Annotated in this window: 20 protein-coding genes; 16 read left to right on the forward strand and 4 right to left on the reverse strand. The window is 61.2% G+C overall.

Annotation, left to right across the window (positions count from 1 at the left end; translation table 11 throughout):
• Positions 1-3: 3 nt before the first annotated feature.
• The 9 genes from sdhA to AC05QJ_RS11325 all read left to right on the forward strand — a co-directional run bounded on the left by sdhA (position 4) and on the right by AC05QJ_RS11325 (position 13,246).
• Positions 4-1,776: a succinate dehydrogenase flavoprotein subunit gene (sdhA, locus tag AC05QJ_RS11285; protein WP_476746933.1), complete on the forward strand. Its 1,773-nt coding sequence runs from the start codon at positions 4-6 to the stop codon at positions 1,774-1,776.
• An 11-nt stretch (positions 1,777-1,787) separates the two neighbouring features.
• Complete coding sequence (locus AC05QJ_RS11290; protein ID WP_476746934.1) at positions 1,788-2,492, forward strand: succinate dehydrogenase iron-sulfur subunit; 705 nt, start codon at positions 1,788-1,790, stop codon at positions 2,490-2,492.
• Between the two features lie 236 nt (positions 2,493-2,728).
• Positions 2,729-5,560: a 2-oxoglutarate dehydrogenase E1 component gene (locus AC05QJ_RS11295; RefSeq protein ID WP_476746935.1), complete on the forward strand. Its 2,832-nt coding sequence runs from the start codon at positions 2,729-2,731 to the stop codon at positions 5,558-5,560.
• A gap of 42 nt (positions 5,561-5,602) precedes the next feature.
• Positions 5,603-6,826 carry a 2-oxoglutarate dehydrogenase complex dihydrolipoyllysine-residue succinyltransferase gene (gene odhB / locus AC05QJ_RS11300; protein ID WP_476746936.1) on the forward strand — a complete coding sequence of 408 codons (1,224 nt, stop codon included), beginning with the start codon at positions 5,603-5,605 and terminating at the stop codon, positions 6,824-6,826.
• Between the two features lie 93 nt (positions 6,827-6,919).
• Positions 6,920-8,356 (forward strand): dihydrolipoyl dehydrogenase, encoded by a 1,437-nt coding sequence (gene lpdA / locus AC05QJ_RS11305; RefSeq protein WP_476746937.1) that lies wholly within the window; start codon positions 6,920-6,922, stop codon positions 8,354-8,356.
• A gap of 175 nt (positions 8,357-8,531) precedes the next feature.
• Positions 8,532-9,698 (forward strand): ADP-forming succinate--CoA ligase subunit beta, encoded by a 1,167-nt coding sequence (gene sucC / locus AC05QJ_RS11310; protein WP_009396303.1) that lies wholly within the window; start codon positions 8,532-8,534, stop codon positions 9,696-9,698.
• The gene (sucD, locus tag AC05QJ_RS11315) at positions 9,698-10,582 is read left to right on the forward strand and encodes a succinate--CoA ligase subunit alpha (RefSeq protein ID WP_004376004.1); all 885 of its coding nucleotides are present in this window, start codon (positions 9,698-9,700) and stop codon (positions 10,580-10,582) included. Before sucC ends, sucD begins: the two co-directional genes overlap by 1 nt.
• Positions 10,583-10,967: 385 nt before the next feature.
• Complete coding sequence (gene brnQ / locus AC05QJ_RS11320; protein ID WP_476746938.1) at positions 10,968-12,275, forward strand: branched-chain amino acid transport system II carrier protein; 1,308 nt, start codon at positions 10,968-10,970, stop codon at positions 12,273-12,275.
• A gap of 236 nt (positions 12,276-12,511) precedes the next feature.
• Entirely contained in the window at positions 12,512-13,246 is a 735-nt protein-coding gene (locus tag AC05QJ_RS11325; protein ID WP_476746939.1) for a DUF599 domain-containing protein, read from the forward strand.
• Between the two features lie 110 nt (positions 13,247-13,356).
• On the opposite strand, the gene AC05QJ_RS11330 is transcribed toward AC05QJ_RS11325, so the two are convergent.
• On the reverse strand, positions 13,357-13,650 hold the full coding sequence (locus tag AC05QJ_RS11330) for a hypothetical protein (protein ID WP_476746940.1): 294 nt from the start codon (positions 13,648-13,650) through the stop codon (positions 13,357-13,359).
• A gap of 157 nt (positions 13,651-13,807) precedes the next feature.
• Here AC05QJ_RS11330 and AC05QJ_RS11335 point away from each other — a divergent pair, with 157 nt between their 5' ends.
• From AC05QJ_RS11335 to AC05QJ_RS11350, 4 genes are all read left to right on the forward strand, one after another.
• Positions 13,808-14,284 (forward strand): PaaI family thioesterase, encoded by a 477-nt coding sequence (locus AC05QJ_RS11335; protein WP_476746941.1) that lies wholly within the window; start codon positions 13,808-13,810, stop codon positions 14,282-14,284.
• Positions 14,281-14,742 (forward strand): PaaI family thioesterase, encoded by a 462-nt coding sequence (locus AC05QJ_RS11340; RefSeq protein WP_476746942.1) that lies wholly within the window; start codon positions 14,281-14,283, stop codon positions 14,740-14,742. Before AC05QJ_RS11335 ends, AC05QJ_RS11340 begins: the two co-directional genes overlap by 4 nt.
• 108 nt (positions 14,743-14,850) lie before the next feature.
• Positions 14,851-16,755, forward strand: a complete 1,905-nt coding sequence (gene htpG, locus AC05QJ_RS11345; RefSeq protein ID WP_476746943.1) for a molecular chaperone HtpG — start codon at positions 14,851-14,853, stop codon at positions 16,753-16,755.
• A 57-nt stretch (positions 16,756-16,812) separates the two neighbouring features.
• Positions 16,813-17,538 (forward strand): dienelactone hydrolase family protein, encoded by a 726-nt coding sequence (locus tag AC05QJ_RS11350; RefSeq protein WP_476746944.1) that lies wholly within the window; start codon positions 16,813-16,815, stop codon positions 17,536-17,538.
• A 125-nt stretch (positions 17,539-17,663) separates the two neighbouring features.
• Here AC05QJ_RS11350 and AC05QJ_RS11355 read toward each other — a convergent pair whose 3' ends face one another.
• Positions 17,664-18,524: a pirin family protein gene (locus AC05QJ_RS11355; RefSeq protein ID WP_476746945.1), complete on the reverse strand. Its 861-nt coding sequence runs from the start codon at positions 18,522-18,524 to the stop codon at positions 17,664-17,666.
• 107 nt (positions 18,525-18,631) lie between these two features.
• On the opposite strand from AC05QJ_RS11355, the gene AC05QJ_RS11360 reads away from it, so the two are divergent.
• From AC05QJ_RS11360 to AC05QJ_RS11370, 3 genes are all read left to right on the forward strand, one after another.
• Positions 18,632-19,636, forward strand: a complete 1,005-nt coding sequence (locus AC05QJ_RS11360; protein WP_476746946.1) for an amidohydrolase family protein — start codon at positions 18,632-18,634, stop codon at positions 19,634-19,636.
• Between the two features lie 69 nt (positions 19,637-19,705).
• Entirely contained in the window at positions 19,706-20,170 is a 465-nt protein-coding gene (locus AC05QJ_RS11365; RefSeq protein ID WP_476746947.1) for a DUF3859 domain-containing protein, read from the forward strand.
• A gap of 139 nt (positions 20,171-20,309) precedes the next feature.
• Positions 20,310-21,935: a methyl-accepting chemotaxis protein gene (locus tag AC05QJ_RS11370; RefSeq protein WP_476746948.1), complete on the forward strand. Its 1,626-nt coding sequence runs from the start codon at positions 20,310-20,312 to the stop codon at positions 21,933-21,935.
• 117 nt (positions 21,936-22,052) lie between these two features.
• On the opposite strand, the gene fabB is transcribed toward AC05QJ_RS11370, so the two are convergent.
• Positions 22,053-23,273, reverse strand: coding sequence for a beta-ketoacyl-ACP synthase I (gene fabB, locus AC05QJ_RS11375; protein ID WP_476746949.1), 1,221 nt, complete (start codon positions 23,271-23,273; stop codon positions 22,053-22,055).
• A gap of 11 nt (positions 23,274-23,284) precedes the next feature.
• On the reverse strand, positions 23,285-23,800 hold the full coding sequence (gene fabA, locus AC05QJ_RS11380) for a 3-hydroxyacyl-[acyl-carrier-protein] dehydratase FabA (protein WP_476746950.1): 516 nt from the start codon (positions 23,798-23,800) through the stop codon (positions 23,285-23,287).
• Positions 23,801-23,909 lie beyond the last annotated feature (109 nt).

Below are 23,909 nucleotides of genomic sequence, written 5' to 3' on the forward strand. Positions count from 1 at the left end.
TTCATGGCTATCATTCCAACGATTTCTTTCGACGCCATCATTGTTGGTGGTGGCGGTGCCGGCATGCGCGCTGCGCTGCAGCTGGCTCAAGGCGGCCACAAGACCGCAGTGATCACCAAGGTCTTCCCGACCCGTTCGCACACTGTATCGGCCCAGGGTGGCATCACCTGCGCCATCGCTTCGGCCGACCCGAACGATGACTGGCGCTGGCACATGTACGATACCGTCAAGGGTTCCGACTACATCGGTGACCAGGACGCTATCGAATATATGTGTCAGGAAGGTCCGGCTGCAGTCTTCGAACTGGACCACATGGGCCTGCCGTTCTCCCGTACCGAAACCGGCCGTATCTACCAGCGTCCGTTCGGTGGCCAGTCCAAGGACTTCGGCAAGGGTGGCCAGGCTGCACGTACCTGCGCCGCTTCCGACCGTACCGGTCACGCACTGCTGCACACCCTCTACCAGGGCAACCTGAAAGCGGGCACCACCTTCCTGAACGAGTACTACGCCGTTGACCTGGTGAAGAACCAGGACGGCGCGTTCGTCGGTGTGATCGCCATCTGCATCGAAACCGGCGAAACCCAGTACATCCGTTCGAAGGCAACTGTACTGGCCACTGGCGGTGCAGGTCGCATCTACTCGTCGACCACCAACGCCCTGATCAACACCGGTGACGGCGTTGGCATGGCGCTGCGTGCTGGCGTTCCGGTGCAAGACATCGAAATGTGGCAGTTCCACCCAACCGGTATCGCCGGCGCAGGTGTACTGGTCACCGAAGGTTGCCGCGGTGAAGGTGGTTACCTGATCAACAAGCACGGCGAGCGTTTCATGGAGCGTTATGCTCCGAACGCCAAGGACCTTGCAGGTCGTGACGTCGTCGCGCGCTCCATGGTCAAGGAAATCATCGCCGGCAACGGCTGTGGCCCGAATGGCGACCACGTGATGCTGAAGCTCGATCACCTCGGTGAAGAAGTTCTGCACAGCCGTCTGCCAGGCATCTGCGAACTGTCCAAGACCTTCGCCCACGTCGACCCTGTCGTCGCGCCGGTTCCGGTCGTTCCAACCTGCCACTACATGATGGGCGGCGTTGCCACCAACATTCATGGCCAGGCCATCACCCAGGACGCCAACGGTCAGGACCAGATCATCCCGGGTCTGTTCGCCGTAGGTGAAGTGGCGTGCGTATCGGTCCACGGTGCCAACCGTCTGGGTGGCAACTCGCTGCTCGACCTGGTGGTCTTCGGCCGCGCCGCCGGCCTGCACCTGGAAAAAGCGCTGACCGACGGTATCGAATACCGCGACGCCAGCGACACCGACGTCGAAGTCGCCCTGAATCGTCTGAACAAGCTCAACGAGCGCACCACCGGTGAAGACGTTGCCAGCCTGAAGCGCGAGCTGCAGAGCTGCATGCAGAACTACTTCGGTGTGTTCCGTACCGGCGAATACATGCAGAAAGGTATCGCCCAGCTGGCCGATCTGCGCGAGCGTATCGCCAACGTCAAGATCAACGACAAGTCCCAGGCCTTCAACACCGCGCGTATCGAAGCGCTGGAGCTGCAGAACCTGCTGGAAGTCGCTGAAGCTACCGCCATCGCGGCCGAAGTTCGTAAAGAGTCCCGCGGCGCCCACGCCCGTGAAGACTACGAAGACCGTGACGACGAAAACTGGCTGTGCCACACCCTGTACTTCCCAGGTGAGAAGCGGGTTGCCAAACGTGCAGTCAACTTCGCGCCGAAGACCGTACCGGCGTTCGAACCAAAAGTCCGGACTTACTAAGGGTGGCCGCTATGTTGCAAGTCGAAGTTTATCGTTACAACCCGGATTCCGACTCGGCGCCTAAGACCCAGGTGTTCCAGGTCGACACCGGTGGCAAGGACCTGATGGTTCTGGACGTGCTGGCACTGATCAAGGAGCAGGACGAAGGTTTCTCCTACCGTCGCTCCTGCCGTGAAGGCGTTTGCGGTTCCGACGGCATGAACATCAACGGCAAGAACGGCCTGGCGTGCATCACGCCGCTGTCCTCTGTCGTAAAAGGTAACAAGTTGGTGGTCCGTCCGCTGCCTGGTTTGCCGGTTATCCGTGACCTGGTCGTCGACATGAGCATCTTCTACAAGCAGTACGAGAAGGTGAAGCCATTCCTGCAGAACGATACGCCGGCTCCGGCCATCGAGCGTCTGCAGTCGCCGGAAGAGCGTGACAAGCTGGACGGTCTGTACGAGTGCATCCTGTGCGCTTGCTGCTCGACCTCCTGCCCGTCCTTCTGGTGGAACCCTGACAAGTTCCTTGGTCCAGCTGCGCTGCTGCAGGCCTACCGTTTCCTGGCCGACAGCCGTGACACCAAGACCCAGGAGCGTCTGGCTTCCCTGGACGACCCGTTCAGCGTATTCCGCTGCCGCGGGATCATGAACTGCGTGAACGTTTGCCCGAAAGGTCTGAACCCGACCAAGGCAATCGGTCACGTACGTAACATGCTGCTGCAAAGCGGTACCTGATTCAAAAAGTGTTGTACCTGCAGTACGCCAAGGTGCGGGCCCTTGCCCGCACCGAGGTGAAACCCGAGCGAGGGTCAAAAGCCCGAGCTTTTACCTATGAAGATATGAGACCAGCAGGGGCATCCGGGCTGGTACCCGGTAAATCCGCGGGATCCTGGCAGACCTGGTTTTGGTGAGATGACTCCAGGCTTGACGTGGTTCTGTTGATCGAGGCCCCTAACCGAGGGTGACCAAGCATGCAAGAAAGCGTGATGCAGCGCATGTGGAACAGCGCCCACCTGTCAGGTGGTAACGCTGCATATGTGGAAGAGCTCTACGAGCTCTACCTGCACGACCCTAACGCTGTGCCAGAAGAGTGGCGCACCTACTTCCAGAAGTTGCCCGCAGAAGGCAGCACTGCTACCGATGTATCGCACTCGACGATCCGCGACCATTTCGTACTGCTGGCGAAGAACCAGCGCCGCGCCCAGCCGGTTTCCGCCGGAAGCGTGAGCAGCGAACACGAGAAGAAGCAGGTTGAAGTGCTGCGACTGATCCAGGCCTACCGTATGCGCGGCCACCAAGCCGCGAAGCTCGACCCCCTGGGGTTGTGGCAGCGCCCTGCGCCAGTAGACCTGTCGATCAATCATTACGGCCTGACCAACGCCGATCTTGATACGACCTTCCGTGCCGGCGACCTGTTCATCGGCAAAGAGGAAGCGAGCCTACGCGAAATCTTCGACGCTTTGCAGCAGACATATTGTCGCACCATCGGCGCCGAGTTCACCCACATCGTCGATACCGAGCAGCGCAGCTGGTTCCAGCAGCGTCTCGAAAGCGTGCGTGGCCGTCCGTCGTTCTCCGCCGACATCCAGAGCCACCTGCTCGAGCGCGTTACTGCCGCAGAAGGCCTGGAGAAGTACCTGGGCACCAAGTACCCGGGCACCAAGCGTTTCGGCCTGGAAGGTGGCGAGAGCCTGATCCCGATGCTGGACGAAATGATCCAGCGCTCCGGCTCCTACGGCACCAAGGAAGTCGTGATCGGCATGGCCCACCGCGGCCGCCTGAACGTGCTGGTCAACACCTTCGGCAAGAACCCGCGCGAGCTGTTCGACGAGTTCGAAGGCAAGAAGAAGGTCGAGCTGGGTTCCGGTGACGTGAAGTATCACCAGGGCTTCTCTTCCAACGTGATGACTGCCGGTGGCGAAGTTCACCTGGCCATGGCGTTCAACCCCTCCCACCTGGAAATCGTCTCGCCAGTGGTGGAAGGTTCGGTTCGCGCCCGTCAGGATCGCCGCAACGACACCGTTGGCGACAAGGTTCTGCCGATCTCCATCCACGGTGATGCCGCATTCGCGGGTCAGGGCGTGGTCATGGAAACCTTCCAGATGTCGCAGACCCGCGGTTTCAAGACCGGCGGCACCGTGCACATCGTGATCAACAACCAGGTTGGTTTCACCATCAGCAACCCGCTGGACTCCCGTTCCACCGAGTACTGCACCGACGTCGCCAAGATGATCCAGGCGCCGATCCTGCACGTGAACGGCGACGATCCGGAAGCGGTACTGTTCGTGACCCAGCTGGCGGTCGACTACCGCATGCAGTTCAAGCGTGACGTGGTCATCGACCTGGTCTGCTACCGTCGCCGCGGCCACAACGAGGCCGACGAGCCGAACGGCACCCAGCCGCTGATGTACCAGCAGATCGCCAAGCAGCGCACCACTCGCGAACTCTATGCCGACAGCCTGATCCAGGCGGGTCGCCTCGACGCCGATCGCGTCCAGGCCAAGGTAGACGAGTACCGCAGTGCGCTGGATAACGGCCTGCATGTGGTCAAGAGCCTGGTCAAGGAGCCGAACAAGGAACTCTTCGTCGACTGGCGCCCCTACCTGGGTCACGCCTGGACCGCGCGTCACGACACCCGCTTCGACCTCAAGACCCTGCAGGAACTGTCGGCCAAGCTGCTCGAACTGCCTGAAGGCTTCCTGGTCCAGCGCCAGGTTTCGAAGATCTACGAAGACCGCCAGAAGATGCAGGCCGGTGGCTTGCCGATCAACTGGGGCTACGCCGAAACCATGGCCTACGCGACCCTGCTGTTCGAAGGTCACCCAGTCCGTATCACCGGCCAGGACGTAGGCCGCGGTACCTTCTCGCACCGCCATGCGGCGCTGCACAACCAGAAGGACGCCAGCACCTACCTGCCACTGCAGAACCTGTTTGCCGGCCAGCCGAAGTTCGACCTGTACGACTCCTTCCTCTCGGAAGAGGCCGTTCTGGCCTTCGAATACGGCTACTCGACCACCACGCCTAACGCGCTGGTGATCTGGGAAGCCCAGTTCGGTGACTTCGCCAACGGCGCGCAAGTGGTCGTCGACCAGTTCATCACCAGCGGCGAGCACAAGTGGGGCCGTCTGTGCGGCCTGACCATGCTGCTGCCACACGGCTATGAAGGTCAGGGCCCTGAGCACTCTTCGGCACGTCTTGAGCGTTACCTGCAACTGTGTGCCGAGCACAACGTCCAGGTTTGCGTCCCGACCACCCCGGCCCAGATCTACCATCTGCTGCGTCGTCAGGTGATTCGTCCGCTGCGCAAACCGCTGATCGTGCTGACACCGAAGTCGCTGCTGCGCCACAAGCTGGCCATCTCGACCCTGGAAGAACTGGCCGAAGGCTCGTTCCAGACCGTGATCCCGGAAATCGATACCCTCGATCCGAAAAAGGTCACTCGCCTGGTCCTGTGCAGCGGCAAGGTCTACTACGATCTGCTGGAAAAACGCCGTGCCGAAGGTCGTGAAGACATCGCCATCGTGCGTATCGAGCAACTGTATCCGTTCCCTGAAGACGATCTGGTCGAAATCCTCGCGCCATACACCGAACTGAAAGACGTGGTGTGGTGTCAGGAAGAACCGATGAACCAGGGCGCCTGGTACAGCAGCCAGCACCACATGCGTCGCATCCTGAGCCGCCACAACAAGGAACTGGTCCTTGAGTACGCCGGTCGTGATGCTTCTGCGGCTCCGGCCTGTGGTTACGCTTCGATGCACGCCGAGCAGCAGGAAAAACTGCTGCAAGATGCCTTCACCGTTTAATGCCTTCGCGCACCAGAAACCGAATTTAAGGAACCACTGATAATGGCTATCGAGATCAAAGCCCCTACCTTCCCGGAATCGGTTGCCGACGGCACCGTTGCCACCTGGCACAAGAAGCCGGGCGAAGCCGTCAAGCGCGACGAGCTGATCGTCGACATCGAGACCGACAAAGTCGTTCTGGAAGTACTGGCTACCGCTGATGGCGTGCTGGGCGCAATCGTCAAGAACGAAGGTGACACCGTTCTGTCCGACGAAGTCCTGGGTTCGATCGAGGCCGGCGGCGTTGCTGCTGCGCCTGCCGCTGCTCCGGCTGCCGCGCCTGCCCAGGCTGCTGCTGCCGCCGACGCTGGCGAAGACGACCCGATCGCCGCTCCAGCCGCGCGCAAGCTGGCTGAAGAGAACGGTATCGACCTGGCCAGCGTTGCCGGCACCGGCAAGGGTGGTCGCGTGACCAAGGAAGACGTCGTGGCTGCCGTTGCCGCCAAGAAGTCCGCTCCGGCCGCTGCACCTGCTGCCAAGCCTGCCGCTCCTGCTGCCGCCGCTCCTGTGGTTGCCACTGGCGACCGCACCGAGAAGCGCGTTCCGATGACCCGCCTGCGTGCCAAGGTTGCCGAACGTCTGGTCGAAGCACAGTCGAACATGGCCATGCTGACCACCTTCAACGAAGTCGACATGACCGAAGTCATGGCTCTGCGTTCGAAGTACAAGGACCTGTTCGAGAAGACCCACAACGGCGTGCGCCTGGGCTTCATGTCGTTCTTCGTGAAAGCCGCTACCGAAGCCCTGAAACGCTTCCCGGCGGTCAACGCTTCGATCGACGGTTCCGACATCGTCTACCACGGCTACTCGGACGTCGGTGTTGCCGTTTCCAGCGACCGTGGCCTGGTGGTACCGGTACTGCGCAACGCCGAGCTGATGAGCCTGGCCGAGATCGAAAACGGCATCGCCACCTTCGGCAAGAAGGCCCGTGACGGCAAGCTGTCCATCGAAGAGATGACCGGCGGCACCTTCACCATCACCAACGGCGGTACTTTCGGTTCGATGATGTCGACCCCGATCGTCAACCCGCCGCAAGCCGCTATCCTGGGCATGCACAACATCATCCAGCGTCCTATGGCCATCAATGGTCAGGTCGTTATCCGTCCGATGATGTATCTGGCGCTGTCCTACGACCACCGTCTGATCGACGGTAAAGAAGCTGTGACTTTCCTGGTGACCATCAAGAACCTGCTGGAAGACCCGGCGCGCCTGCTGCTGGATATCTAAACACGCAGCTGCAAGCTACAAGTGGCCGGCTTCGAAGAGAAGCCGCGTCTTGTAGCTTGTGGCTTGCTGCTTGTAGCTATAAAGGAATCTTTTATGAGCCAGAAGTTCGACGTAGTAGTAATTGGTGCAGGTCCTGGCGGCTACGTAGCCGCCATCAAGGCCGCGCAACTGGGCTTCACGACCGCCTGCATCGAGAAATACACCGATGCCGAAGGCAAGCTGGCCCTGGGCGGCACCTGCCTGAACGTTGGCTGCATTCCATCCAAGGCGCTGCTGGACAGCTCCTGGAAGTACAAGGAAGCCAAAGAGAGCTTCAACGTCCACGGTATCTCCACTGGCGAAGTGAAGATGGACGTCGCCGCGATGGTTGGCCGCAAGGCCGGCATCGTCAAGAACCTGACCGGCGGTGTTGCCACCCTGTTCAAGGCCAACGGCGTTACCTCGATCCAGGGCCACGGCAAACTGCTGGCTGGCAAGAAGGTCGAAGTCACCAAGGCTGATGGCACCACCGAAATCATCGAAGCCGAAAACGTGATCCTGGCGTCCGGCTCCCGTCCGATCGACATTCCGCCAGCTCCGGTTGACCAGAACGTCATCGTCGACTCCACCGGCGCCCTGGAATTCCAGGCCGTACCGAAGCGCCTGGGCGTTATCGGTGCGGGTGTGATCGGTCTGGAGCTGGGTTCGGTCTGGGCTCGCCTGGGTGCCGAAGTCACCGTTCTGGAAGCACTGGACACCTTCCTGATGGCTGCCGACACCGCAGTCTCCAAGGAAGCCCAGAAGACCCTGACCAAGCAGGGCCTGGACATCAAGCTGGGCGCCCGCGTCACCGGCTCCAAGGTCAACGGCAATGAAGTCGAAGTGACCTACACCGACGCCAACGGCGAACAGAAAATCACCTTCGACAAGCTGATCGTAGCGGTCGGCCGTCGTCCGGTGACCACTGATCTGCTGGCTGCCGACAGCGGCGTGACCATCGACGAGCGTGGTTTCGTCTTCGTCGACGACTACTGCGCTACCAGCGTACCGGGCGTCTACGCCATCGGTGACGTGGTTCGTGGCATGATGCTGGCGCACAAGGCCTCGGAAGAGGGCATCATGGTTGTCGAGCGCATCAAGGGCCACAAAGCCCAGATGAACTACGACCTGATCCCGTCGGTCATCTACACCCACCCGGAAATCGCGTGGGTCGGCAAGACCGAACAAGCCTTGAAGGCCGAAGGCGTTGAGGTTAACGTGGGCACCTTCCCGTTCGCGGCCAGCGGCCGTGCAATGGCAGCAAACGACACCGGTGGTTTCGTCAAGGTCATCGCCGATGCCAAGACCGACCGCGTACTGGGTGTACACGTGATTGGCCCAAGCGCCGCCGAACTGGTGCAGCAGGGCGCAATCGCAATGGAATTCGGCACCAGTGCCGAAGACCTGGGCATGATGGTCTTCTCCCATCCGACCCTGTCCGAAGCGCTGCATGAAGCCGCGCTGGCCGTGAATGGCGGTGCCATCCACGTAGCCAACCGTAAGAAGCGTTAACTATAAGAAAACCACGGCGGTCGGCCCGTCGTGAGTCTTGCGTGCATGACTCACCGCGGAAAGTCCGCCGGACTCGAACTCCCGGAGCATACCGGGGGCAAGCGGTCACAGGTGGCGCGGCACCCCTCAGGGGCGCAGCGCCGAAGCGCAGTACCTAACGAAGACGGTAAAAAGCATGAATCTTCACGAGTATCAGGGTAAGCAGCTGTTCGCTGAATACGGCCTGCCAGTTTCCAAGGGTTTCGCAGTCGACACCCCTGAAGCAGCAGCAGAAGCCTGCGACAAGATCGGTGGCACCGAGTGGGTTGTAAAGGCCCAGGTCCACGCTGGTGGTCGCGGTAAAGCGGGCGGCGTCAAGCTGGTTCGCAGCAAGGAAGACGCCAAGGCGTTCGCTGCGCAGTGGTTGGGCAAGAATCTGGTGACCTACCAGACTGATGCCAACGGTCAACCAGTCTCCAAGATCCTGGTCGAATCCTGCACCGACATCGCCAAAGAGCTGTATCTGGGCGCTGTGGTCGATCGTTCGAGCCGCCGCATCGTGTTCATGGCCTCCACCGAAGGTGGCGTGGACATCGAGAAAGTCGCTCACGACACTCCCGAGAAGATCCTCAAGGCTACCATCGACCCGCTGGTCGGCGCTCAGCCGTTCCAGGGTCGCGAGCTGGCATTCCAGCTGGGTCTGGAAGGCAAGCAAGTTCAACAGTTCGCCAAGATCTTCGTCGGTCTGGCCAAGCTGTTCAAGGATCACGACCTGGCCCTGCTGGAAGTGAACCCGCTGGTGATCAAGGCCGACGGCGACCTGCACTGCCTCGATGCCAAGATCAACATCGACGCCAACGCCATGTACCGTCAGCCGAAGCTGAAAACCTTCCACGACCCGTCCCAGGACGACGCCCGTGAAGCCCACGCTGCCAAGTTCGAACTGAACTACGTTGCCCTCGAAGGCAACATCGGCTGCATGGTCAACGGTGCCGGTCTGGCCATGGGTACCATGGACATCGTCAACCTGCACGGCGGCAAGCCGGCCAACTTCCTGGACGTTGGCGGCGGCGCGACCAAAGAGCGCGTTACCGAAGCCTTCAAGATCATTCTGTCCGACAGCAATGTCGCGGCCGTTCTGGTCAACATCTTCGGCGGCATCGTTCGCTGCGACATGATTGCCGAAGGCATCATCGGCGCTGTGAAAGAAGTCGGCGTGAAAGTACCGGTTGTTGTTCGCCTCGAGGGCAACAACGCCGAACTGGGCGCTAAAGTACTGGCAGAAAGCGGTTTGAACATCATTGCGGCAACCAGCCTGACCGACGCTGCTCAACAAGTTGTCAAAGCTGCGGAGGGCAAGTAATGAGCGTCCTGATCAATAAAGACACCAAAGTCATCTGCCAAGGCTTCACCGGCTCGCAAGGTACTTTCCACTCCGAACAAGCCATCGCCTACGGCACCAAGATGGTCGGCGGCGTTACTCCGGGCAAGGGTGGCACTACCCACCTGGGCCTGCCGGTGTTCAACACCGTCAAGGAAGCCGTGGAAGCTACCGGCGCTGACGCTTCGGTCATCTACGTTCCGGCTCCTTTCTGCAAGGACTCGATCCTGGAAGCGGCCTTCGGCGGCATCAAGCTGATCGTCTGCATCACCGAGGGTATCCCTACCCTCGACATGCTGGATGCCAAGGTCAAGTGCGACGAGCTGGGTGTTACCCTGATCGGCCCTAACTGCCCAGGCGTCATCACTCCGGGCGAGTGCAAGATCGGCATCATGCCAGGTCACATCCACCTGCCAGGCAAGGTCGGTATCGTTTCCCGTTCCGGCACCCTGACCTATGAAGCCGTCAAGCAGACCACTGACGCCGGTTTCGGTCAGTCCACCTGCGTCGGTATCGGCGGTGACCCGATCCCGGGCTCGAACTTCATCGACATCCTGAAGCTGTTCCAGGAAGACCCGAAAACCGAAGCCATCGTCATGATCGGCGAAATCGGTGGTTCGGCCGAAGAAGAAGCGGCTGCCTACATCAAGGCCAACGTGACCAAGCCAGTGGTTTCCTACATTGCCGGTGTGACTGCCCCAGCGGGCAAGCGCATGGGCCATGCTGGCGCCATCATCTCTGGCGGCAAAGGCACCGCGGACGAGAAGTTCGCCGCCCTGCAAGACGCCGGTGTCAAAACCGTGCGTTCGCTGGCTGACATCGGCAAGGCCCTGGCCGAGCTGACCGGCTGGGAAGTCAAGAAGTAAGACTTCTGCGCTGATGTAGCAGGAAAAGGCCACCTTCGGGTGGCCTTTTTCGTTTGAGCTTCAAGCTGCAAGCTGCAAGCTGCAACTAGAAGCAAGAGCACCGCGCTCCGCCTTTTCTTGCAGCTTGAGGCTTGGAGCTTGCAGCTTTCCGTTTGATCTGACGCAACCGTTTGCGACATTCAGGTTCACTCATCGGACAAAGCGCCCCTAAACCGTGCGCCAGAGCGCCAATTTGAGTACCATGCGCGTTCATTTCGTGTCCGCTTCCCAAAAGGAAGCGCCACGCTATAAAAGTCCGCCTCAATCAGGGTGGAAAAAACATTTCCCTAACCCAAGGGGAAATCCCTCTCTAAATTCCGATTTACGCAGTGTGGTATTTCCTTAAATGAAAGTTCTCAAAGGCCAGGACATCCTGGCACTTGGCTTTATGACGTTCGCGTTGTTCGTCGGAGCCGGCAACATCATTTTCCCGCCAATCGTCGGCCTGCAATCCGGTCCGCATGTCTGGATGGCGGCTCTGGGCTTCCTGGTGACCGCAGTGGGTCTGCCGGTGATCACCGTTGTCGCGCTGGCCAAGGTCGGTGGTGGCATGGACGAGTTGAGCAGCCCGATCGGCAAGGTCGCCGGTGGCCTGCTGGCGGCTGCGGCTTACCTTGCGGTAGGTCCTCTGTTCGCCACTCCGCGCACGGCGACGGTATCGTTCGAAGTGGGCGTGGCACCGCTGACCGGCGAAAGCCCGATGGCGCTGTTCATCTACAGCCTGGTGTATTTCCTGGTGGTGCTGGCAGTGTCCATGTACCCGGGCAAGCTGCTGGACACGGTTGGTCGTTTCCTCGCGCCGCTGAAGATCATCGCTCTGGCCGTGCTGGGTATTGCAGCGTTCGCATTGCCGGCCGGAACCATCGGCCTGGCGGAGCCGGCCTACGAGGTGGCTCCGTTCTCGCAAGGCTTCATTCAGGGTTACCTGACCATGGATACCCTGGGCGCCCTGGTGTTCGGCATCGTCATCGTCAACGCCATCCGTTCCCGTGGTGTCGAGTCGCCGCGCCTGATTACCCGTTATGCGGTGATCGCCGGCCTGATCGCAGGCGTCGGCCTGACGCTGGTTTATGTCAGTCTGTTCCGCCTGGGTGCCGGCAGCCATGATATCGCTGCCAACGCCAGCAATGGCGCGGTCGTGCTGCACGCCTACGTGCAACATACCTTCGGTTCGCTGGGCAGCGGCTTCCTTGCCGTGCTGATCGCCCTGGCGTGCCTGGTGACCGCGGTCGGCCTGACCTGTGCCTGCGCCGAGTACTTCAGCCGCCTGCTGCCGCTGTCCTACCGTGCGCTGGTCGTGCTGCTGGCCGGCTTCTCGCTGCTGGTGTCGAACCTGGGCCTGACCAAGCTGATCCTGTTCTCCGTACCGGTGCTGACCGCGATCTACCCGCCGTGCATCGTGCTGGTGGGCCTGAGCTTCTGCAAAGGCATGTGGCATTCGCAAACCCGCATCATGGCCCCGGTCATGGCGGTATCGCTGCTGTTCGGCACGGTCGATGCGCTCAAGGGCGCCGGTCTGAACCTGCCTGAATGGCTGGCCCACCTGCCGCTGAGCCAGCAGGGCCTGGCATGGCTGGTGCCATGCGTGGCGACCCTGGTCGTTGCCGTTGTGCGCGACCGCATGCTCGGCAAGCCGCGTGAAGTGACTGCCTGACAGAATCGTCGTCGGAAAGGGTAGGGCCACAAGCCATCGATACCCGCCCCAGGCGCTTCCGAGAGCCCCGTTTCCTATCCAGGAGGCGGGGCTTTTCACGTTTTGGGTGGCAGGGTCTTCCTGCCGCTTGCAGCTTCGAGCGTGAGGTTGTTTTTTTGGTGTCTTTTTTTGTTCATCGACGTCGAAATCGGGTCACTGCGCTTAACTGTGCAGGCCATCCATGACCGGGACTGTCCATGAGCTTCATTCAAAGCAATCTGACCCATCTTCTTGCCGCCGCGTGGTTCATCGTCTGTTGGGGCGGCTACACCCGCTACGCGACCTGGAAGGGCCGCGACACCGCGTGCCTGGCGAGCGTGATGCATCTGTATCGCGAGGACTGGATGCGTCGCATGCTGCTGCGGGACAACCGCATCGCCGACGCCAGCGTGATCGGCAATCTGGAGCGCAATGCCTCGTTCTTCGCCTCCAGCACCTTGATCATCCTTGCCGGTATCCTCACCGTGCTCGGGGCCTCGGACCGCGCCTTGTCGCTGCTGGCAGACCTGCCGCTGGTGCAGCAGGCATCCCAGAGCATGTCGGAAATCAAGTTGCTCTGCCTGGCCATCGTCTTTGTCTACGCCTTCTTCACGTTCAGCTGGTGCATGCGTCAGTACAACTTTGCCGCGGTACTGGTGGGTTCGGCGCCAATGATCGGCGAGCGCCAGGTCAGTGAGCAGGAGCGCAAGGCCTTTGCCGCTCGGGCGGCGAGGGTGATTTCCATGGCTGCCAACCAGTTCAACTTTGGCTTGCGTTCCTACTACTTCGGGATGGCGATGCTGAGCTGGTTCATCAGTCCGTGGGCATTCATGGTGATGAGCGCGGGTGTCGTGCTGGTGCTGTACCGTCGGGAGTTCCATTCGGATGTCCTGGAGGTCATGGTGTATACTCCGACCGAAGCGATCAGCGAATCTGCAAAGGAAACACTTTGATTGCGAAGCACATTCATTTGAATGTGTTGTCCGTAGACGAAAAAGTTCAAAACCTTTGCGCAGGCAATAAAAAACCCGACCGAAGTCGGGTTTTTTTATTCCAGCAAGAATTACTGCTTGGCTGGTTCTGCCGGAGCAGCAGGCGCCGCAGGTGCAGTTTCAGGAGCCGGGGTAGCTGGCGCTGCTTCTTCAGCGGCTTTCTGTTCAGCTTCGGCGGAGTCTTTGGCGGCTTCGGCGTTTTCTTTCGCGGCCTCGTTCACTTTATCCTGAGCTTCGTCCATCTTCTGCTGGGCTTGCTCGGCATGTTTTTGAGCGTCCTGAGCCTTGTCTTCGCTGGCTTTATCGCAAGCGGCGAGGCCCAGAGCGGCGGCGAGCATAACGGCATAAGCAAAAGGTTTACGCATGGGGTGTTTCTCCTTGTGGAATAACTTTACTTAAACCGTTTGAGTTGACCCCACCGGTATAAGTTCCGCGCACGATACAGATATATAAGTTACGGATCCATATAGACTTTTTTCTTGTCTTGTGCAGGTCCGCAGAATAAAGAAGGAATTGCCGGAAATGAATGAAACCCCTCTGATGGAACGTTCCAGACGCTTTCTTTCGGCCTTGCGCCATTGCCAGGTCTTGAAGATGCAAGTCCATGAAGTAGACGAACAGGGTATTACCCTGATCCTGCCGTACGCGCCCTCGATCGTCGGAAACCCGCAGACTGGAGCTATCCACGGGGGAGCCATCACCACCCTCATGGATACCGCCCTCGGTATGGCGACACTTTGTGCGCTGCCCGAGTTCGAGGTGTGTCCGACGCTGGATCTGCGTATCGACTACATGAGCCCGGGCGTCGCTCATCGGGACGTCTTCGGTCACGCCTTCTGCTACCGGGTCAGTCGCGAGGTGATCTTCATTCGCGGTACCGCCTACCAGGACGATCCGCAGCAGCCCATCGCCGAGGTGGTTGGCACCTACATGCGCCTGGGCAAGCACATCAAGGGCAGTCCGGGCTTTGCCCGCCAGTTGAAAGGAGCTGCGCAATGATCCCGGCCGACGTCCACGCCCAGCTTCGCGAGGGGCACGCCCGCGGTGACTATGCACCGCTGCTGCAACTGATTCCGTACGCCGGACTGATCGGCATCGAATGCAGCCGCGACGGCGATGACCTGCTGTTCCGCCTGCCGGCCAACCCGGACAACATCGGCAACCCGTTGCTGCCGGCGATCCATGGTGGTGTCATCGCCGGTTTCATGGAGTTGTCGGCAGCGCTGTACCTGCTGATCTACAGCGAAAGCGCGAGCATCCCGAAAATCATCGACTTCTCCATCGATTACCTGCGTGCGGGGCTGTTCCGCGATACCTATGCCCGCTGCCAGCTCTGGCGCCAGGGGCGGCGGGTGACCAACGTGGCGATCACGGCCTGGCAGGCCGATGCCGGCGAGCCGATCGCTACCGCACGGGCGCACTTCAAGATCAAAGAACTGACCCAGCCCTTGAAATAGCCGGGCACGGCCCCATCTGCTGTTCATCCCGCCACGACAGGCGAGGCGCGGGCCATGTGGCCCGCCCGCCCAAGTGACCAATGCCATCAGATCGGAGTTTTGAAGACCATGAGTGTGGAGACTCAAAAAGAAACCCTGGGCTTCCAGACCGAGGTGAAGCAACTGCTGCACCTCATGATCCATTCGCTGTACTCGAACAAGGAAATCTTCCTTCGCGAGCTGATTTCCAACGCCTCCGACGCCGTGGACAAACTGCGTTTCGAAGCCCTGGCCAAGCCCGAGCTGCTCGAAGGCGGCGCCGAGCTGAAGATCCGTGTCAGCTTCGACAAGGACGCCAATACCGTCATCCTCGAGGACAACGGCATCGGCATGAGCCGCGAGGATGTGATCGCGCACCTCGGCACCATCGCCAAGTCCGGCACCGCCGACTTCATGAAAAGCCTCACCGGTGACCAGAAGAAGGACTCGCACCTGATCGGCCAGTTTGGCGTGGGCTTCTACTCCGCGTTCATCGTTGCCGACAAGGTCGATGTCTTCAGCCGCCGTGCCGGTCTGCCAGCCGCCGAGGGCGTGCACTGGTCGTCGAAGGGCGAGGGCGAGTTCGAAGTCGCCACCGTCGACAAGGCCGAGCGTGGTACCCGTATCGTTCTGCACCTGAAGAAAGGTGAGGAAGAGTTCGCCGACGGCTGGCGCCTGCGCAATATCGTCAAGAAATACTCCGACCACATTGCCCTGCCGATCGAACTGCCGAAGCAGGTCGAAGCCGCCGAAGGCGAGGAAAAGCCGGCCGAAGAATGGGAAACCGTCAACCGTGCCAGCGCCCTGTGGACCCGTCCGCGTACCGAGATCAAGGACGAGGAGTACCAGGAGTTCTACAAGCACATCGGCCATGACTTCGAGAACCCGCTGGCGTGGAGCCACAACAAGGTCGAAGGCAAGCTGGAATACAATTCGCTGCTGTACGTCCCGGCCCGTGCGCCGTTCGACCTGTACCAGCGCGAAGCACCGCGCGGCCTGAAGCTGTACGTGCAGCGTGTGTTCATCATGGACCAGGCGGAATCCTTCCTGCCGCTGTACCTGCGTTTCATCAAGGGCGTGGTCGACTCCAACGACCTGTCGCTGAACGTTTCCCGCGAGATCCTGCAGAAAGACCCGATCATCGACTCGATGAAGTCGGCGCTGACCAAGCGCGTGCTGGACATGCTGGAGAAACTGGCGAAGAACGAACCCGAGCAGTACACGTCGTTCTGGAAGAACTTCGGCCAGGTCCTCAAGGAAGGCCCGGCGGAAGACTTCGCTAACAAGGAGAAGATCGCCGGCCTGCTGCGCTTTGCCTCCACCAGCGATGACAGCGGCGAGCAGAGCGTGTCCCTGGCCGAGTACCTGGCCCGTGCCAAGGAAGGTCAGGACAAGATCTACTTCCTCACCGGCGAATCCTACGCGCAGGTCAAGAACAGCCCGCACCTGGAAGTCTTCCGCAAGAAAGGCATCGAGGTTCTGCTGCTGACCGACCGCATCGACGAGTGGCTGATGAGCTACCTGAGCGAGTTCGACGGCAAGGGCTTCGTTGATGTTGCCCGTGGCGACCTGGACCTCGGCAAGCTGGACTCCGAAGAGGACAAGAAAGCCCAGGAAGAAGTCGCCAAGGACAAAGAGGGTCTGGTCGAGCGCCTGAAAGCCGCGCTGGGCGACAGCGTCAGCGAAGTGCGTGTCTCGCACCGCCTGACCGACTCGCCGGCGATCCTCGCCATTGGCGAACAGGACCTGGGCCTGCAGATGCGCCAGATCCTCGAAGCCAGCGGACAGAAAGTCCCGGATTCCAAGCCGATCTTCGAATTCAACCCGAGCCACCCGCTGATCGAGAAACTGGACAACGAGCAGAGCGAAGACCGTTTCGCCGACTTCTCGCACATCCTCTTCGATCAGGCCGCACTGGCCGCAGGCGACAGCCTGAAAGACCCGGCGGCCTACGTGCGTCGCCTGAACAAGCTGCTGGTCGAGCTCTCGGTTTGATCTAGTGTTGAAAAGCCCGCTTCGGCGGGCTTTTTTCATGCTGCTGAGGAGGATTGAATGAGCAAAGTGACAATCGAATCGCTGGTCTACCACGTCGCCGGCAAAGCCTACGAAAGCCGCCTGGTCTACACCCACGGTGCGTCGCAACAGCCGGCGCTGGTGATGGCGCCGAACTGGATGGGTATCAGCGAAGGTGCCGAGCGTATCGCTCGTACAGTGGCCGAACAGGGCTACGTGGTGTTGATCGCCGACCTCTATGGTCAGTCGGTTCGTCCACAGAACGCCGATGAGGCGGGTGCGGCGATGATGCCGTTGAAGAATGACCGTGCCGAACTGCGCAAGCGCATGCAGGCGGCGCTGGCCCAATTGCTGGGTCAGTCGAAAGCGGTGCTGACGCCGGGCCAGTTGGCGGCGTTCGGTTTCTGCTTCGGTGGCTGCTGTGCCCTGGAACTGGCCCGTGACGGCGCGCCGTTGCAGGCCGCGGTATCGTTCCACGGCACCCTCGACACGCCGAACCCGGCGGATGCGAAGAACATCAAGGGCTCGGTGCTGGTGCTGCACGGTGCCTCCGATCCGCTGGTGCCCAAGGAGCAACTGCCGGCTTTCGAAGAAGAGATGAATGCCGCCGGTGTCGACTGGCAACTGCTCAGCTACGGCGGTGCAGTGCATTCCTTCACTGACCCGGCGGCCAATGTGCCGGGCAAGATGAAGTACGATGCGCGCACCTCCAAGCGGGCCTTCCAGGCCATGCACAATCTGCTGGACGAAGTGTTCAAGGCTTGAGTCCAATCGCCGGCAACGCCGGCTCCCACAGATTTGGACTGCCCCAAGGGTTGGATTAGTGTCCAACTTCTTGGGGCAGTCCAGATTTTACTTGTGGGAGTCGGCGTTGCCGACGATGACTGAGGTCAGGGCAGCTCGATTCTCCCAGACTCACCCGCGACCACCGGCCAATCTCCGGCAGCCCAGCGTTCCCGAGCCCTGTCGATCAAAGCCGGATCACTTGCCACGAAATTCCAGTTCATCCTTCGCGGCCCATCCAGCGGTGCGCCGCCGATGATCACCAGATGGCTCTCGCCCTCGGCATACAGGCTTGCTTCCTCACCCGCGCTCAGCACCGCCAGCGTCTGTGGCTGCAGCGTTTCATCATCCAGTCGCACCTCTCCGGATAGCACATACACCGCCCGCTCCTGATGCTCGTTCGGTAAGCAGAGGGTGGTCGCTGCCTCCATGAACACTTCCGCATACAGCGTCGGCGACAGCACCGGGACCGGCGATTCAAGACAGAAACCACTGCCGGCAATCATGCGGATCTTCACCCCCAGCGACTCGCTCACTGGCAGGCTGTCAGCGGCGTGATGGCTGTAGTGCCCCGGACCCTGTTCTGCCTCCCTGGGCGACGCCAGCCAGATCTGCAAACCGTGCAGCCGCGACCCTTTCTCCAGCAGATCCTGCGGTGTGCGCTCGACATGGGCGATAGCCGCACCCGCCGTCATCCAGCTCACCTCGCCGGGTTTGACCCGTTGCGCGGAACCCAGGCTGTCCTTGTGCAGCAGTTCGCCCTCGAACAGGTAGGTCAGGGTCGAAAGACCGATGTGCGGGTGCTGGCGAATGTCCATGCCATGGCCGGGCGCGTAGTCCGTCTCCAGCATATGGTCGAAAAACACGAACGGTCCGACGCTGCGGCATTTGGCCGACGGCAGCGGCCGCAGGATGGGCTGGCCTTCCACCGATTCGGCGCGGGGACGGATTACCAGGGGCGAAGACATGCGAGGGCTCCCGCTCGGGTTGAGTGGGCCTAGCATAGCCCGCACGCCGAACCCGGGGGAGAGGGCTGCGGTCTACCTTGTCTGAAGAATGGCAAGGGAGTGTGGGAATGCTCGCAAGACACTGGGGCGGCATGCTGCTGGCCGGGCTGTTGGCCGTTGACGCCGGGGCACGGGAGTACCGGTACAGCGACGCCCATCTGCATTACGTCGACTTCTTCCAGGAAAGCGAAGGCATGCCCGCCTTGCTGGAGGCGATGGACAAGGCGCGGATCGATCAGTCGATGATCAGCGGCATTCCGGTCGCGAAGAAATGGCACGAGGACGAACCCAAGCGTCCCCGCTATTACGCAGGCGATGACGCCGATGCCTATTGGTACAGCGCCACCGATATCTACGTGGCGGCGGCGCTGGAAAAGCTTTCGCCCGAGCAGCGCAGGCGTTTTCATCCGTTTCTCTCAGGCTTCAATCCGGTGGACAAGAACGCCGTGGCACACATCGAGCGCATGCTGGAAATGCACCCCGGCCTCTGGCAAGGCATCGGCGAAGTCTTCACCCGCCACGACGACCTGACAGCGCTGACCAGCGGCGACACGCCGCGAGCCAACAACGAAGCGATGACCCGTATCTACCACCTGGCGGCCGAACAGGACCTGCCGGTGCTGATTCACTCCAATATCACCTCCAAGCGCGAGCGCAACCCGCTGTATCTGGCGGAAATCGAAGAGCCGCTGCGCAATCACCCGCATACCCGCTTCATCTGGGCCCATGCCGGCAGCAGCCTGGAAATCCATCGGCACCAGACTCGCATGGACTTTCTCCTGCCGACGCTCGAGCGCCTGCTCGATGCCTACCCGAACCTCTACATCGATCTGTCCTGGAGCGTCCTGGAGCCCTATCTGCTGGACGACAAGGGCAAGCCAGTCCCCGAGTGGCTGGCGCTCGTGGAGCGCTTCCCGGAGCGCTTCATGCTCGGCTCCGATGTGGTTGGTCGCTTCGGCAGCCTGGGCGAGCAGATGCACGGTTTCGATGTGTTCCTCGACGCTTTGCCTGAGCCGGTGGCGCGAAAGGTTGCGCGGGAGAACTTCCTGGCGGTGTTGCCGAAGCCGCATTGAACGGGATTGTCATCAGCCTGTCATGCCGGAGTCATAGTCTGCCGCGATCCACAACAGAGGAAGCGCGGTATGTTGAAACGTCGTTTGAGTGCCCTGGTCGGGCTGATGTGCATTGCCGGCCTGGCCAGCGCCGAGGTCCGGGTGCAGGGACCTGTCGAATATGGCGTGTTCGAGACCAACATCAAGAACGCTCAGCCGGGCGAACGGGTGCTGACCCTGAACAGCCAGAACATCCAGGCCACCGATACCGTTCCAGCGAAGCTGGGCAGCAAATTCGGTATCCGTTATCGCCTGGAGGGCAAGACCGCGGAAGATACGCCGCTGACCCTGCTGTACCTGACGCCCGGCATCGTCACGCCTGACGGCAAGCGCCACGACAAATTCGAAGTCGTGCAGAAGCTGGTGCCTGGGGCACCGATGGACGTGATGGCCTATGAGTTCACCGAACATCACGAAGCCGTTCCGGGAGAGTGGCACTTCATGGTGTTCCAGGGCGATCGTCTGCTGGCGGAGAAACGTTTCACCGTCCGTTGAGGCCTTGTGTTCGCTGCTCTCGAAATGACAAGGCGTTTTGATATCACTATTTCTTCTTACGCAAAAAATCCAAGGTCCGATACCTTCTAAGCATATCGGCTGCATGCCCAGTGCAGCGCTTGCGGAAGGAACCGTACGGATGAGTCTGCGAAGCTTGAATATAGCGCCCCGGGCCGGACTGGGGTTCGGTGTGCTGGCGCTGTTGGTGGTGACCCTGGGGGCATTCGCGCTGGCGCAGATGTCCGCCATGCGAGAGCAGTCCGACCAGGTGGAAAGCAACTGGCTGCCCAGCGTGATCAACGTCGGGCAGATGAGCCAGGACATGCTCAGGGTGCGCGCCCTGACCCTGCGCCTGCTGGTCAACCGCGACCCGGCGGCGCAGCAGCAGAACGTCTCGCGCATCGACGCCCTGAAGCAGAATCTGGAACAGGCGCAGAAGGCCTATGGTGCGCTGATCGTGTTGCCGGAGGAGCAGACGCTGTTCCACCGCTACATCGATCAACAGAAGCAGTATCTTGCCTTGCAGGGGCAGGTAATGGCCCTGGCGACCCAGGGACGGGTCGACGCGGCGACGGAACTGGTCAATGGCGAAATGAACCAGCTCGCCGACCAGTTGACCGCCACCCTCAACGAACTCATCGATCTCAACAATCGCCACGCCAACCTGGCCACCGACAAGGCGCAGGCGGTCTACGTCGGCGCACGCTTCTGGGTGATCGCGCTGCTGCTTGGCGCACTGGTGCTGACGGTGGTCCTGGCGCTGGTGCTGACCCGCAGTATCGTCCATCCATTGGCGCAGTCGTTGCGCGTCGCCGAAGTCGTCGCCACCGGCGACCTGACGCCGCAGATCAGCATCCAGGGCAAGGACGAGCCCGCGCGCCTGCTGGTGGCGCTCAAGCAGATGCAGCAGAGCCTGCGCGATACCATCGCACGCATCTCCGACTCGTCGAACCAGCTGGCGTCGGCCTCGGAGGAGCTCAGCGCGGTGACCGAGGACGCAACCCGTGGCCTGCAACAGCAGACCCAGGAAATCGAACAGGCGGCCACCGCCGTCAACCAGATGACGGCGGCGGTGGAGGAGGTGGCCAGCAATGCCGTGGCCACCTCGGAAGCTTCCCGGGAGTCCGACCGTATCGCTCGCCAGGGCCGTGAGCAGGTACGGCTGACGGTCACCTCCATCGAGGAACTGGCAGCGGGGGTCGGCACCAACGTCGACGAAGTGGGGCAGTTGGCGGAGCGCGTCCATGGCATTTCCAAAGTGCTCGACGTAATCGGCGCCATTGCCGGGCAGACCAACCTGCTGGCGCTCAATGCGGCGATCGAGGCGGCGCGGGCGGGCGATGCCGGACGTGGTTTTGCCGTGGTGGCCGATGAAGTACGGGCGCTGGCTCATCGGACCCAGCAATCGACCCGGGAAATCGAACAGATGATCGACGGTATCCAGCAGGGCACCGATCGCGCGGTGGATGGCATGCAGCAGACCCGCGAGCGGGCGCAGCATACCCTCGATGGTGCCCATGCCGCAGGCGCGGCGCTGGAGGAAATCGCATTGGCGATCAGCCGTATCAACGAGCGCAACCTGGTGATCGCCAGTGCTTCCGAGCAGCAGGCGGCGGTGGCGCGGGAAGTGGACCGCAATCTCACCAACATCCGCGATCTGGCGCTGCAGAGTTCGGCGGGGGCGAGCCAGACGGTGGAAGCGAGCCAGGCCCTGTCGCAACTGGCGGTGGAGTTGAATGCCCTGGTGCGGCGGTTTTCGGTTTGAGTGGGCGCTCAGGGCCCAATCGCCGGCCGTGCCGGATCCCGCTGGCTCATTGACGACGCCCGGAAATGAAAACGCCCCGAACCAGTCGGGGCGTTTTTCATGCAAGAGCGTCTGCCCTTACTTGCCTTGCCAGCGCTTGAGCACCAGGGTGGCGTTGGTGCCGCCGAAACCGAAGCTGTTGCTCATCACGGTGTCGATCTTGGCGTTTTCGCGCGTTTCGCGCAGGACCGGCAGGTCGGCGACTTCCGGGTCCAGTTCGTCGATGTTGGCGGAGCCGGCAATGAAGTTGCCTTCCATCATCAACAGGCAGTAGATCGCTTCGTGGACACCAGCGGCGCCCAGGGAGTGACCGGACAGGCTCTTGGTGGAGCTGATGGCCGGAGCCTTGTCACCGAAGACTTCACGCACGCCCTTCATTTCGGCAACGTCGCCGACCGGTGTCGAGGTACCGTGGGTGTTCAGGTAGTCGATCGGGGTGTCGACGGTGGACAGCGCCTGCTGCATGCAGCGGATCGCGCCTTCGCCGCTCGGGGCGACCATGTCGTAGCCGTCGGAGGTGGCGCCGTAGCCGACGATTTCCGCGTAGATCTTGGCGCCGCGGGCCAGGGCGTGCTCCAGTTCCTCGACCACGACCATGCCGCCACCGCCAGCAATGACGAAGCCATCACGGTCGGCGTCGTAGGCGCGGGAGGCCTGCTCCGGGGTGTCGTTGCGCTTGCTGGACAGGGCGCCCATGGCATCGAACAGGAACGACTGGCTCCAATGCTCTTCTTCACCGCCACCGGCGAAGACGATGTCTTGCTTGCCCCACTGGATCTGCTCCAGCGCGGTGCCGATGCAGTGTGCGGACGTGGCGCAGGCCGAGGAGATCGAGTAGTTGATGCCCTTGATCTTGAACGGGGTGGCCAGGCACGCGGAAACGGTGCTGCCCATGGTGCGGGTGACACGGTACGGGCCGACGCGCTTGACGCCTTTCTCGCGCAGGGTGTCCAGCGCTTCCATCTGGTTCAGGGTCGAGGCGCCGCCGGAGCCGGCAACCAGGCCGGTACGCGGGTTGGAAATCTGCTCTTCGGTCAGGCCGGAGTCCTTGATCGCATCCTGCATCGCCAGGTAGGCGTAGGCGGCGGCGTGGCCGACGAAACGGTAGACCTTGCGGTCGATCAGTTCTTCGAGGTTGAGGTCGATGGAGCCGGAAACCTGGCTGCGCAGCCCCATTTCCTTGTATTCCGGGTTGAAACGGATGCCCGGACGGCTTTTACGCAGGTTTTCGGAGACGGTCTCTTTGTCATTGCCCAGGCAAGAAACGATGCCCAGACCTGTGATTACGACGCGGCGCATGCGAATAACCCTTAGAAATTTTCAGTGGAGGTGAAGACACCGACGCGAAGACCTTCGGCGGTGTAGATCTCGCGACCGTCGACGCTGACCGAACCATCGGCGATGGCCATGTTCAGCTTGCCCTTCAGGACGCGCTTGATATGAATGTTGTAGGTAACCTTTTTCGCCTCCGGCAGCACCTGGCCGAAGAACTTGACTTCGCCCGAGCCCAGGGCACGACCGCGGCCCGGCAGGCCTTGCCAGCCGAGGAAGAAACCGACCAGTTGCCACATGGCGTCGAGGCCCAGGCAGCCCGGCATCACCGGATCGCCTTCGAAATGGCAGGCGAAGAACCACAGGTCCGGGTTGATATCCAGCTCGGCGACCAATTCACCTTTGCCGTACTTGCCACCCTCGGCGCTGATGTGGGTGATGCGATCAACCATCAGCATGTTGGGGGCGGGCAGTTGCGCGTTACCTGGGCCGAACAGCTCACCGCGACTGCAGCGCAGCAGGTCTTCCCGAGTAAAGGCGTTTTGTTTGGTCATGCGAGCTCCTCAATAGTCCCCGTGCGGCAGGGGGCGAATCTTCCCGACCGGCCCAGGGTTCTGGCCTGGGGCGGCAGCCTACTCATAGACTATTGCGTTGTAGTGAAAG

The organism is Pseudomonas sp. TUM25319, from assembly GCF_056388475.1.